The 11,792-nt window shown below is 68.9% G+C and carries 11 protein-coding genes; 1 reads left to right on the top strand and 10 read right to left on the bottom strand.

Annotated elements, in window-relative coordinates; translation table 11 throughout:
* Window positions 1-120: 120 nt before the first annotated feature.
* Together CP983_RS08300 and CP983_RS08295 are read right to left on the bottom strand one after the other, a co-directional pair.
* Window positions 121-627, bottom strand: coding sequence for an NUDIX domain-containing protein (locus CP983_RS08300; protein WP_107907972.1), 507 nt, complete (start codon window positions 625-627; stop codon window positions 121-123).
* A 65-nt stretch (window positions 628-692) separates the two neighbouring features.
* Window positions 693-1,769, bottom strand: coding sequence for an ADP-ribosylglycohydrolase family protein (locus CP983_RS08295; protein WP_150499122.1), 1,077 nt, complete (start codon window positions 1,767-1,769; stop codon window positions 693-695).
* Window positions 1,770-1,961: 192 nt separating this feature from the next.
* On the opposite strand from CP983_RS08295, the gene CP983_RS08290 reads away from it, so the two are divergent.
* Window positions 1,962-3,080, top strand: a complete 1,119-nt coding sequence (locus CP983_RS08290; RefSeq protein ID WP_150506469.1) for a glycerate kinase — start codon at window positions 1,962-1,964, stop codon at window positions 3,078-3,080.
* A 223-nt stretch (window positions 3,081-3,303) separates the two neighbouring features.
* On the opposite strand, the gene pssA is transcribed toward CP983_RS08290, so the two are convergent.
* From pssA to CP983_RS08250, 8 genes are all read right to left on the bottom strand, one after another.
* The gene (pssA, locus tag CP983_RS08285; RefSeq protein WP_107907974.1) at window positions 3,304-4,119 is read right to left on the bottom strand and encodes a CDP-diacylglycerol--serine O-phosphatidyltransferase; all 816 of its coding nucleotides are present in this window, start codon (window positions 4,117-4,119) and stop codon (window positions 3,304-3,306) included.
* Window positions 4,120-4,141: 22 nt separating this feature from the next.
* Window positions 4,142-4,801 carry a phosphatidylserine decarboxylase gene (locus CP983_RS08280; protein WP_030948297.1) on the bottom strand — a complete coding sequence of 220 codons (660 nt, stop codon included), beginning with the start codon at window positions 4,799-4,801 and terminating at the stop codon, window positions 4,142-4,144.
* Window positions 4,802-4,971: 170 nt separating this feature from the next.
* Window positions 4,972-6,177, bottom strand: coding sequence for an acyl-CoA dehydrogenase family protein (locus CP983_RS08275; protein ID WP_107907975.1), 1,206 nt, complete (start codon window positions 6,175-6,177; stop codon window positions 4,972-4,974).
* Window positions 6,178-6,179: 2 nt separating this feature from the next.
* Window positions 6,180-6,692, bottom strand: coding sequence for a MaoC family dehydratase (locus tag CP983_RS08270; RefSeq protein WP_030948303.1), 513 nt, complete (start codon window positions 6,690-6,692; stop codon window positions 6,180-6,182).
* 5 nt (window positions 6,693-6,697) lie between these two features.
* Window positions 6,698-7,660 carry an HpcH/HpaI aldolase/citrate lyase family protein gene (locus CP983_RS08265; RefSeq protein WP_125526851.1) on the bottom strand — a complete coding sequence of 321 codons (963 nt, stop codon included), beginning with the start codon at window positions 7,658-7,660 and terminating at the stop codon, window positions 6,698-6,700.
* The gene (locus tag CP983_RS08260; RefSeq protein ID WP_150499121.1) at window positions 7,657-9,705 is read right to left on the bottom strand and encodes a protein meaA; all 2,049 of its coding nucleotides are present in this window, start codon (window positions 9,703-9,705) and stop codon (window positions 7,657-7,659) included. The genes CP983_RS08265 and CP983_RS08260 overlap by 4 nt, the downstream gene beginning before the upstream one ends.
* Before the next feature lie 17 nt (window positions 9,706-9,722).
* On the bottom strand, window positions 9,723-11,066 hold the full coding sequence (ccrA, locus tag CP983_RS08255) for a crotonyl-CoA carboxylase/reductase (protein ID WP_107908387.1): 1,344 nt from the start codon (window positions 11,064-11,066) through the stop codon (window positions 9,723-9,725).
* Between the two features lie 443 nt (window positions 11,067-11,509).
* The gene (locus tag CP983_RS08250; protein ID WP_150499120.1) at window positions 11,510-11,728 is read right to left on the bottom strand and encodes a hypothetical protein; all 219 of its coding nucleotides are present in this window, start codon (window positions 11,726-11,728) and stop codon (window positions 11,510-11,512) included.
* Window positions 11,729-11,792 lie beyond the last annotated feature (64 nt).

The following is an 11,792-nucleotide window of genomic DNA, read 5'->3' as shown; positions in this document are numbered from 1 at the left end:
TTCCGGGGCGCCGCCGCGGCCCTTCCCGTCAGCCCTTTTCGCCGTCCGCTTCCGGCAGCCCGGAGGGCTCGATACGGGGATTCGCGTACGGTCCGCCGGCCCCGGCGCACCCAGCCGGACTCACACGGCGCCGGAGTTCACCGGGTGCCCGTTCTCCAGCTCCACCGTCCCGCCGCCGTCCGCCAGGACGTCCAGCGCGGCCAGGACGCGCCGGCCCAGTGAGCCCGGCAGATGCGCCGTGAGCTCCTCGCGCGCGACCAGCCGCCAGGACAGCAGCTCCTCCTCCTGCAACCGGATCGCCTTGAGCTCGTCCTCGCCGAGGACCCCGCCGTCGTACAGATAGGCCACCAGCGGCGGCCGCCCCGCCCCGTGCACCCAGTCCACCGCGAGCAGCGCGCCCAGCTGCCGGTCCAGGCCGATCTCCTCGGCCGTCTCCCGGCGCGCGCCCTGCCGGGGTGTCTCGCCGTCGTCGGACTCGACCGTGCCGCCCGGAAGCGCCCATCCCTCACGGTAGTTGGGCTCCACGAGCAGCACCCGGCCCTGCGCGTCCCGGAACAGGGCGGCGGCACCGGCGAGGACGCGGGGGAGACCCGCGATGTACGTGGCGAAGTCTTGCGTGGTGGTCATTGGGGAAGCGTAACCAGCCAGCGCAACCACACCCTCGGCCCAGAGCAGCACCCTGCGGAGCCGCCCTATTGCTCCTCCGCCTCCGCCAGCCGCACCGTCCGCTCCGCCAGCTCGCTGATCCGCGCCCCGTCGAACCCGAACACCGCGCTGCGCACCGTGTCCTCCAGCGGCTCGGTCCACTGCCCCGGGATGGCCCGCGCCCCGGTCAGTACGCCCGCCACCGAACCGGCGGTCGCCCCGTTGGAGTCGGTGTCCAGGCCACCGCGGACGGTGAGGGTGATGCTGCGGGTGAAGTCGCCGTCGCCGTACAGCAGCCCGGCGGTGAGCACCGCGGCGTTCGGGATGGTGTGGATCCAGCCGAGTCCCGCGGTCTCCTCGGCGACCGTGGTGAGCGTGTCCTCCCAGGTCATCCGGGTGTCGTGGAGCGAGACGACACGGCGCACGGTCCGCGCGAGACGACTGCTCGCCGGGATCACCGCGAGCGCCTGGTCGACCGCCTCCCGGATGGTGGACGCCGTGAACGCCGCCGCGATCAGCGCGGCCGCCCACATCGCGCCGTACACGCCGTTGCCGGTGTGCGAAAGGACCGCGTCCCGGCGGGCCAGCGAGGCAGCGCGCCGCGGGACGCCCGGGCAGGTCCAGCCGTAGATGTCGGCGCGGATGAGAGCGCCGATCCACTCCTGGTACGGGTTGTCGTACGTCGCGGTGAGCGGCGGCTTCAGCCCGTTCGCGAGATTGCGGTACGCGGCCCGCTCCGCAGTGAAGGTCTGCAGGTACGGCAGCCGCAGCAGCCACAGGTCCCCGACCTGCTCGGTGCTGAAGCCGAAGCCGTGTGTCTCCAGCAGGTCGAGGCCGAGGATCGCGTAGTCGACGTCGTCGTCCCGGCAGCTGCCGTGGATACGGCCGCGCACGCACTGGCGCCACTCCGGGCGCAGCTCGAACCCGGCGGCCTCGCTGGGCGGCTCGGGGAGATAGTCGGTGAGGGGCAGGGCGGCGGCCTGCCGCAGATACTGATCGATACGGTCCCGCGTCCACAGGTCGCCCTGCTCGACCGGTTTGCCGAGCATGTTGCCCGCGATCCGGCCCAGCCAGCCCCCGAGGACGCGGTCGGCGAGCTCTGGCTCAGTGCCCACAGGGGTCATAGGACCGGTTTACCCAATTCCGGGGGCGTCCGCTCGGGGTTCCGCCGGTACGCACAGCGGGCTCGCAGGGCGTTCTCAGGCTCCGGGCAGGGCATGACGTCATGGGCCTCCTCCGGTTAAGGTCGCAGCGGCGCGACTGGCCTTGACGTGCGCGAGGCCCGGAGAGCAAGGGGAAAACAGGTGACACAGCGCGTGCTCATCGCCGCGGACAAGTTCAAGGGGTCGCTGACGGCCGTGCAGGTCGCCGAGCGAGTGACCGCCGGTCTGCGCCGGATCGTGCCGGACGTCCAGGTCGAGGCCATGCCCGTGGCCGACGGCGGCGACGGCACCGTGGACGCTGCGGTCGCGGCCGGCTTCGAGCGGCGGGAGGTCCGGGTCGCCGGGCCCCTCGGGGACGAGGTGAGCGCGGCGTTCGCGCTGCGCGGCGACACGGCGGTCGTGGAGATGGCCGAGGCGAGCGGCCTCCAGCGGCTGCCCGCGGGCGTCTTCGCGCCGCTCACGGCGTCCACCTACGGCTCCGGGGAGCTGCTGCGGGCCGCGCTGGACGCCGGTGCCCGCACGATCGTGTTCGGGGTGGGCGGCAGCGCCACGACGGACGGCGGCGCGGGCATGCTGACCGCGCTCGGCGCGCGCTTCCTGGACGCGGACGGCGAGCCGGTGGCGCCGGGCGGCGGCGGCCTCGGCGACCTCGCCACGGCCGACCTGTCGGGCCTGGACCCGCGCCTCTCCGCGGTCGACATGGTGCTCGCCAGCGACGTCGACAACCCGCTGACCGGCCCGAAGGGCGCCCCGGCCGTGTACGGCCCGCAGAAGGGGGCCTCGCCGGACGACGTGGAGACGCTGGACGCCGCGCTCGCGCACTTCGCGAAGGTGCTGGAGGAGTCGGTGGGCTCCCGGGCCGCCGAACATGCGGCCGCGCCCGGTGCCGGTGCCGCGGGCGGCATCGGCTACGGCGCCCTCCTCCTCGGCGCCCGCTTCCGCCCCGGCATCGAGGTCATGCTCGACGTACTCGGCTTCGCGCCCGCCCTTGAGCGGGCCGACCTCGTCATCACCGGCGAGGGCTCCCTGGACGAGCAGACCCTCCACGGCAAGGCACCGGCCGGCGTCGCCGCCGCCGCCCGCGCCGCGGACAAGGAGGTCGTCGCGGTCTGCGGCCGCCTCGCCCTGGCCCCCGAGTCCCTCGGACGGGCCGGCATCCGGCGCGCGTACCCCCTGACGGAGATCGAGCCGGACGTGGCGAAGTGCATCGCGGAAGCGGGCCCCATCCTGGAGCAGTCGGCGGAACGGATCGCCCGGGACTTCCTGTCCTGACCCGATTTCTCTCGCCCCCGCCGCCCCTACCCGTCCCGTCCTTCTGGGGCTCCGCCCCAGACCCCGCTCCTCAAACGCCGGAGGGGCTGACATACCCAGCCCGTCCGGCGTTTGAGGACGAGGCCCGTCCAGGGCCGAAGCGGGGGTCTGGGGGCGGCAGCCCCCAGGGGAAAAGCAAGGGGCCCCGAACCAACCCGGTCCGGGGCCCAAGCCAAGCGCAGCGTTACGGCTGAGCCGCCCGCGCCTCTCTGCGGTTGTCGCGGAAGTTGTTCACCCGGCGAGCCGTGGCGAACAGCGGGATCACCGCTCCCATCACCAGCTGGAGCGCGCAGCCCGTCTGGAGGAGGAGCTGGCCGCTCGGGGCGTCGAACGCCCAGGCGGCGAGCAGACCCATGCTGACCACGATCCACGCGAGCATCGCCACCGCGAGGCGGCCCCGCGGCTTCGGGTACTCGACGCGGCTCACCATCAGCCAGGCCGTACCGAGGATCGCCAGCAGCGTCGCCACGAAGGGCAGCTCCAGCAGGACGATCGACACCACCGTCAGCGCGCCGAACGGCGAGGGCATGCCCTGGAACATGCCGTTCGGCGGTGTCACGCAGGAGAATCTCGCGAGCCTGAGCACCACCGCCAGCAGTACGACGATCGCGCCGACCGCCGCCACCCGCTGGTGGGCGTCGTCGGCGACCATGCCGTAGACCAGGACGAAGTACGCCGGCGCCAGACCGAAGCTGATCAGGTCGGAGAGGTTGTCCAGCTCGGCACCCATCGGGGAGGAGCGGAGCTTCCTCGCGACCAGGCCGTCGAACAGGTCGAAGACCGCCGCGCACAGCATCAGGATGACCGCGGTGGCCGCGCTGTGGCGGGCCATGCCGGTCTCCTGGTCACCGGTGAGGTGCGGGATCAGGATGCCGGTGGTGGTGAAGTACACCGCCATGAAGCCGCACGTCGCGTTGCCGAGAGTGAGGGTGTCCGCTATCGACAGGCGAAGAGAGAGGGGCATCTCCTCTTCTTCGTCCACCTCGTCGGCCTCGGGCACCCAGCCCGGCTGGGTCTCAGGATCAATCACGGTCAATGCGAGTCACCCCAGCCACGGTCTTCTGCCCGACCTCGACCGCGACCTCCACGCCCTCGGGCAGGTAGATGTCGACTCGCGAGCCGAAGCGGATCAGACCGATCCGGTCACCCTGCTCGACCTTCGTCCCCTGCGGGACGTACGGGACGATACGGCGGGCCACCGCGCCGGCGATCTGGATCATCTCGATGTCACCGAGCTCGGTGTCGAAATGCCAGACCACGCGCTCGTTGTTCTCGCTCTCCTTGTTGAACGCCGGAACGAACCCGCCGGGAATGTGCTCCACGGAGGTCACCGTGCCGGAGAGCGGCGCACGGTTGACGTGGACGTTCAGCGGGCTCATGAAGATCGCGACGCGGGTGCGGCCGTCCTTCCACGGCATGATGCTCTGCACCACACCGTCGGCGGGCGAGATGACCCGGCCCTGGGCGATCTCGCGCTCGGGGTCGCGGAAGAACCACAGCATGCCCGCTGCGAGAGCGGTGGCGGGCACGGCGACGGCCTTGGCGACGCCGGAGCGGCGAGCGCGCAGCAGGCTGACGGCTGCGGTGGCGACGGTCGGGAGAAGCCACGGCGATGCTCCGCGCGCGAGGCGTACGCCGCCGACCTGGCTGTCGCGTGGTGCAGAGGTTTGGCTGTGGGGCATGGATGACCTTCGTAGCGGATGATGCCGCGCGGTAACAGGGGACGGCGGCTTTCCCGGGATGGTACCGGTCGTGGGCCACAACTGGGCAAGCCAGGAAGCCGAGTCGGCGGCCGAAGAGTGTTGACGGGGTGTGATCTTCTTCTCCAAGAAAACACCCCGTATCCGGACATTCAGCCCTGGAAGCGATACTCTTCGAGCAACCGGCGACCGATGATCATTTTTTGGATCTCGGCAGTTCCTTCACCGATCAGCAGCATCGGAGCCTCGCGGTAGAGGCGCTCGATCTCGTACTCCTTGGAGAAGCCGTAGCCGCCGTGGATCCGGAATGCATCCTCCACGACCTCCTTGCAGTACTCGGAGGCGAGGTACTTCGCCATCCCAGCCTCAAGGTCGTTTCGTTCCCCGGAGTCCTTTTTGCGTGCCGCGTTCACCATCATGGCATGCGCGGCCTCGACCTTGGTAGCCATCTCGGCCAGCTTGAACTGAATGGCCTGGTGCTGGGCGATCGCCTTACCGAAGGTGTGTCGTTGCTGTGCGTACTGAACGCCCAGCTCGAACGCACGCTGAGCGACGCCGCAGCCACGCGCCGCCACATTCACGCGGCCGACCTCGACGCCGTCCATCATCTGGTAGAAGCCGCGCCCGGTGACGCCGCCGAGCACCCGATTGGCCGGAATTCGCAGGCCGTCCATGATGAGCTCGGTCGTGTCGACGCCCTTGTAGCCCATCTTGTCGATCTTGCCGGGGATGGTGAGGCCGGGGCGGACCTCTCCGAAGCCGGGCTCCTTCTCGACGAGGAAGGTCGTCATCGACTTGTGGGGCGCCGTGCCCTCGGGGTGTCCTTCGTCACTTCGGACGAGAACGGCCACCAGACTTGACGTGCCGCCGTTCGTCAGCCACATCTTCTGGCCGTTCAGGACGTACTCCTCGCCGTCCTTCACCGCCTTCGACGTGATCGCCGACACATCCGAGCCCAGACCCGGCTCCGACATCGAGAAGGCGCCGCGGATGTCGCCGGCCGCCATCCTCGGCAGGAAGTGGTCCTTCTGCTCCTGCGTGCCGTGCTGCTTGAGCATGTACGCCACAATGAAGTGGGTGTTGATGATGCCGGACACCGACATCCACCCGCGGGCGATCTCCTCGACGCACAGGGCGTACGTCAGGAGGGACTCGCCCAGGCCGCCGTACTCCTCGGGGATCATCAGGCCGAACAGGCCCAGTTCCTTGAGGCCGTCGACGATCTGCTGCGGGTACTCGTCGCGGTGCTCCAGCTCGGTCGCGACCGGGATGATCTCCTTGTCCACGAAGTCGCGGACGGTGGACAGGATCTCCTGCTGGATGTCGGTCAGACCGGCGGTCTGGGCGAGTCGCGCCATGACTACTTCTCCTGCTCCTTGAGCTCGGGGCGGCCGGGCTGCTCGCCGCCCCGCTCCTTGATGTACGTCTCGGTCGGCACCATCACCTTGCGGCGGAACACGCAGACCAGAGTGCCGTCCTGCTTGTAGCCCTTGGTCTCGACGTAGACGATGCCGCGGTCGTTCTTCGACTTGGACGGCCACTTGTCGAGCACGGTCGTCTGGCCGTAGATCGTGTCGCCGTGGAAGGTCGGCGCCACGTGCTTGAGCGACTCGATCTCCAGGTTGGCGATGGCCTTGCCGGAGATGTCCGGCACGCTCATGCCGAGCAGCAGCGAGTAGATGTAGTTCCCGACGACGACGTTCTTGCCGAAGTCCGTCGTCTTCTCCGCATAGTTCGTGTCCATGTGGAGCGGGTGGTGGTTCATCGTGAGGAGACAGAACAGGTGGTCGTCGTACTCCGTGACCGTCTTGCCCGGCCAGTGCTTGTACGTCGCGCCGACCTCGAACTCCTCGTAGGTGCGTCCGAACTGCATCGCGCTCAGGCCTCCGGGATCTCGAACTTCGACGTGCGCTGCATGCCGGCGGCGCGTCCCTTGCCGGAGATGACCAGGGCCATCTTGCGGCTGGCCTCGTCGATCATCTCGTCGCCGATCATCGCCGAGCCCTTCTTGCCGCCGGCCTCGGACGTGAAGTACTCGTACGCGTCCAGGATCAGCTCGGCGTGGTCGTAGTCCTCCTGCGACGGCGAGAAGATCTCGTTGGACGCCTCGACCTGGCCAGGGTGCAGCACCCACTTGCCGTCGAAGCCGAGCGCGGCGGCGCGCTGGGCGACCTCGCGGTAGCCGTCGACGTTGCGGATCTGGAGGTAGGGCCCGTCGATCGCCTGGAGGTTGTTGGCGCGGGCGGCCATCAGGATCTTCATCAGGATGTAGTGGTAGGCGTCCGCCGGGTAGCCGGGCGGCTGCTCGCCCACGACCAGCGACTTCATGTTGATGGACGCCATGAAGTCGGCCGGGCCGAAGATGATGGTCTCGACGCGCTGGGACGCCGTCGCGATCTCGTTGACGTTGTTCAGGCCCTGGGCGTTCTCGATCTGCGCCTCGATGCCGATCTTGCCGACCTCGAAGCCCATCGTCTTCTCGATCTGCGTCAGCAGCAGGTCGAGGGCGACGATCTGCTCGGCGGTCTGCACCTTCGGCAGCATGATGCAGTCGAGGTTCTGGCCGGCGCCCTCGACGACCGTGACGACGTCGCGGTACGTCCACTCGGTCGTCCAGTCGTTGACGCGCACGACCCTCGTCTTGCCGGTCCAGTCGCCCTCGTTGAGGAACTTGACGATGGTGTGCCGCGCCTCGGGCTTGGCGAGCGGGGCGCACGCGTCCTCGAGGTCGAGGAAGACCTGGTCAGCCGGCAGACCCTGCGCCTTTTCGAGGAAGCGCGGGTTCGAGCCCGGTACGGCCAGGCAGGAGCGCCGCGGGCGAAGGCGGTTGACGGTCGTCATGCGGGGACCTCCAGGGGGTCGAGCTTGTTCGCTTTCCGGATCTCGTCGGCGATGCGGCCGATGATTCCGGTGATGTCGAAGTCCTTCGGGGTGAAGACGGCAGCCACTCCGGCGGCCCTGAGCTGGTCGGCATCACCATTCGGGATGATGCCACCGGCGATCACGGGTATATCTGTGGCACCGGCCACACGGAGCCGCTCCAGCACGTCCGGCACCAGCTGGGCGTGCGAACCGGACAGGATCGACAGGCCGACCGCGTGCACGTCCTCGGCGAGGGCCGCGTCCACGATCTGTTCCGGCGTCAGCCGGATGCCCTGGTAGACCACCTCGAAGCCGGCGTCACGCGCACGGACGGCGATCTGCTCGGCACCGTTGGAGTGCCCGTCCAGGCCCGGCTTGCCGACCAGGAAGCGCAGCTTGCCGACGCCGAGGTCGTCCGCCGTCAGCTGGACCTTGCGGCGGACGAGGGACAGCGCGCTGCCCTCCTCGGCCGGCACGGCCACCGGAGCCGACGAGACACCCGTGGGTGCCCGGAACTCGCCGAACACCTCGCGCAGGGCCCCGGCCCACTCGCCGGTCGTGACACCGGCGCGGGCACACTCCAGGGTGGCCTCCATGAGGTTGTCGGTGCCCTTGGCGGCCTCCTTCAGCCTGTCCAGCGCCTTGCACGGGCGCGGGTGGTTGAAGGGCGGCTGGTAGCGGGTGTCGCGCCAGTGCTCCAGGCCCGCGATGACCCTGGCCTCGACCGCCGGGTCGACCGTCTGGATCGCGGTGTCCAGGTCGGCGGTCAGCGGGTTGGGCTCGGTCGTCTCGAAGATGTTGACGCCGATGATCTTCTCCTGGCCGGACTCGATACGAGCACGGCGCTCGGCGTGCGAGGAGACGAGCTGCGACTTGAGGTAGCCGGACTCGACGGCGGCCATCGCACCGCCCATCTCCTGGATCCGCTCGATCTCGGCGAGCGACTCCTCGACGAGCTTTTCGACCTTCGTCTCGATGACGTGCGAGCCCTCGAAGATGTCCTCGTACTCCAACAGGTCGCTCTCGTGCGCCAGGACCTGCTGGATGCGCAGCGACCACTGCTGGTCCCAGGGCCGGGGCAGCCCCAGCGCCTCGTTCCAGGCGGGCAGCTGCACGGCACGGGCGCGTGCGTCCTTCGACAGCGTCACGGCCAGCATCTCGAGGACGATCCGCTGGACGTTGTTCTCCGGCTGCGCCTCGGTCAGACCGAGGGAGTTGACCTGGACGCCGTACCGGAAGCGGCGCTGCTTGGGGTTCTCGATGCCGTAGCGCTCGCGCGTGACCTGATCCCAGATCCGCCCGAACGCCCGCATCTTGCACATCTCCTCGATGAAGCGGACGCCCGCGTTCACGAAGAAGGAGATACGGGCCACGACGTCCCCGAACTTCTCCTGGGGGACCTGCCCTGAGTCGCGCACGGCATCGAGAACCGCTATCGCGGTGGACATCGCGTACGCGATCTCCTGGACCGGTGTGGCGCCCGCCTCCTGCAAGTGGTAGCTGCAGATGTTGATCGGGTTCCACTTCGGGATGTGGGAGACCGTGTACGCGATCATGTCCGTCGTCAGCCGGAGTGAGGGCCCCGGCGGGAAGACATGGGTCCCCCGCGACAGGTACTCCTTGACGATGTCGTTCTGGGTCGTGCCCTGGAGCTTGGTGATGTCCGCGCCCTGCTCCTCGGCGACGACCTGATAGAGCGCCAGCAGCCACATGGCGGTGGCGTTGATCGTCATCGAGGTGTTCATCTGCTCCAGGGGTATGTCCTGGAACAGCCGGCGCATGTCACCGAGATGGGCCACCGGCACGCCGACCCGGCCGACCTCGCCGCGGGCGAGGATGTGGTCGGAGTCGTAGCCGGTCTGGGTCGGCAGGTCGAACGCGACCGACAGACCTGTCTGGCCCTTGGCGAGGTTGCGCCGGTACAGCTCGTTGGACGCCTCGGCCGTGGAGTGACCGGCATAGGTCCGCATGAGCCACGGCCGGTCCTTCTCCCGCTTGCCTTCGGCGGGCTGACGCTCAGTCATCTATGACCCCGGGTGTCTCAGACGTTGCGGAAGCGGTTGATGGCGTCGATGTGCTTGGCGCGCATCTCCTCGTCGCGCACGCCGAGACCTTCCTCGGGGGCGAGGCACAGCACGCCGACCTTGCCCTGGTGGAGGTTGCGGTGCACGTCGAACGCGGCCTGGCCGGTCTCCTCAAGGGAGTAGACCTTCGACAGGGTGGGGTGGATCTTGCCCTTCGCGATGAGCCGGTTGGCCTCCCAGGCCTCGCGGTAGTTGGCGAAGTGCGAGCCGATGATCCGCTTCAGGGACATCCACAGGTAGCGGTTGTCGTACTCGTGCATGTAGCCCGAGGTCGAGGCGCAGGTGGTGATGGTGCCGCCCTTGCGGGTGACGAAGACGCTGGCGCCGAAGGTCTCGCGGCCGGGGTGCTCGAAGACGATGTCGATGTCCTCGCCGCCGGTGAACTCGCGGATGCGCTTGCCGAAGCGCTTCCACTCCTTCGGGTCCTGGGTGCGCTCGTCCTTCCAGAACTTGTAGCCCTCGGCGCTGCGGTCGATGATCGCCTCGGCGCCCATCGAGCGGCAGATGTCCGCCTTCTGGTCGCTGGAGACGACACAGATCGGGTTGGCGCCGCCGGCCAGCGCGAACTGCGTGGCGTAGGAGCCCAGTCCGCCGCTCGCGCCCCAGATCAGGACGTTGTCGCCCTGCTTCATGCCGGCGCCGTTGCGGGAGACCAGCTGGCGGTAGGCGGTGGAGTTGACCAGACCGGGAGCGGCGGCCTCCTCCCAGCTCAGGTGGCCCGGCTTCGGCATCAGCTGGTTGGACTTGACGAGCGCGACCTCGGCGAGGCCGCCGAAGTTCGTCTCGAAGCCCCAGATGCGCTGCTCGGGGTCGAGCATCGTGTCGTTGTGGCCGTCCGAGGACTCCAGCTCGACGGACAGGCAGTGCGCGACGACCTCGTCACCGGGCTTCCAGGAGTTCACGCCGGGGCCGGTGCGCAGGACGACGCCCGCGAGGTCGGAGCCGATGATGTGGTACGGCAGGTCGTGGCGCTTGGCCAGGTCGCTCGTGCGGCCGTAGCGCTCGAGGAAGCCGAAGGTGGACAGCGGCTCGAAGATCGAGGTCCACACCGAGTTGTAGTTGACCGAGGAGGCCATGACGGCCACCAGGGCCTCGCCCGGGCCGAGCTCGGGCAGCGGCACCTCGTCGAGGTGGATCGACTTGCGCGGGTCCTTGTCACGGGTCTCAAGGCCCGCGAACATCTCCGTCTCGTCCTTGTGCACGGTGATCGCGCGGTACGACTCGGGGAGCGGCAGGGCGGCGAAGTCGTCCGGCGTCGAGTCCGGCGACTGGATCGCGTCCAGAATGGCCTGAGTGGTCACGGTGTTGCCTCCGGCGATGCGCACCCTGAGGGAGGGGTGCTGAGGGTTACGTCGGTGCTGCTGAGGGATTTCGGGTGGTTGCCGTCGGTTCGGCGGGTCTTGCTGTTCGGCAGCGCTTTGTGGCGCGGGAGGTTGCCTGTGACGCAGGCGCCCGGGCGCGCAGGTCCCGGGAGGGACTTGCGGGGACAGCCGACGTACGAAAGGTCTCTGCACGCCGGCCGCCCGGACACTTTCAACGTATGGCACGGCGTGTCACCTGGCAAGGCACCGAGTGCCAGAACTTGCTCTCAGATGAAATCTTTACGTAACAAATGAGCGATGATCGATCAAAGCTACTCGCGAGTAGGTATCAATCGGGCGCTTTCGGTCGTCATCTGCCGGTCATCTCGAGGCACAAAAAAGCCGCCCCGGTAAACGGGGCGGCTTGGCGTCGGGCGTCGGGGCTAGCCGTCGAAGCCGAGCAGTGCCATCTTCAGCGGGAGCATCGGCTCGTCGGGGAGGGCGGGCGGCTCCTCGCCGCGGCCCGTGTGGGTGGGCGGGACGACGCGCAGGCCCTTTATGCCGTCCGCGGCCCACTTCGCGTCGCTCTGCGGCAGGGACAGGGTCATACGCCGTCCGTCGGTGAGAGTGGCTTCGAGCCTGGTCGGGTCGTCCGCCTGCATGGCAACTCGCTTCCGTCGCACACCACGAAGATCGTGCCTCGACATGGAGGACGGACGAGCGCAC

It is taken from the genome of Streptomyces chartreusis, assembly GCF_008704715.1.
GTDB lineage: Bacteria > Actinomycetota > Actinomycetes > Streptomycetales > Streptomycetaceae > Streptomyces > Streptomyces chartreusis.
The sequence above is the reverse complement of the archived record's forward strand: the minus strand, read 5'-3'. Positions and strand labels throughout refer to the sequence as shown.

Bases quoted from the DNA above. Each gene is read 5' to 3' on its own strand.
- CP983_RS08300 (WP_107907972.1), bottom strand. From the start codon at position 627: ATGACCACCACGCAAGACTTCGCCACGTACATCGCGGGTCTCCCCCGC.
- CP983_RS08295 (WP_150499122.1), bottom strand. From the start codon at position 1,769: ATGACCCCTGTGGGCACTGAGCCAGAGCTCGCCGACCGCGTCCTCGGG.
- CP983_RS08280 (WP_030948297.1), bottom strand. From the start codon at position 4,801: ATGCCCCACAGCCAAACCTCTGCACCACGCGACAGCCAGGTCGGCGGC.
- CP983_RS08275 (WP_107907975.1), bottom strand. From the start codon at position 6,177: ATGGCGCGACTCGCCCAGACCGCCGGTCTGACCGACATCCAGCAGGAG.
- CP983_RS08270 (WP_030948303.1), bottom strand. From the start codon at position 6,692: ATGCAGTTCGGACGCACCTACGAGGAGTTCGAGGTCGGCGCGACGTAC.
- CP983_RS08265 (WP_125526851.1), bottom strand. From the start codon at position 7,660: ATGACGACCGTCAACCGCCTTCGCCCGCGGCGCTCCTGCCTGGCCGTA.
- CP983_RS08260 (WP_150499121.1), bottom strand. From the start codon at position 9,705: ATGACTGAGCGTCAGCCCGCCGAAGGCAAGCGGGAGAAGGACCGGCCG.
- CP983_RS08250 (WP_150499120.1), bottom strand. From the start codon at position 11,728: ATGCAGGCGGACGACCCGACCAGGCTCGAAGCCACTCTCACCGACGGA.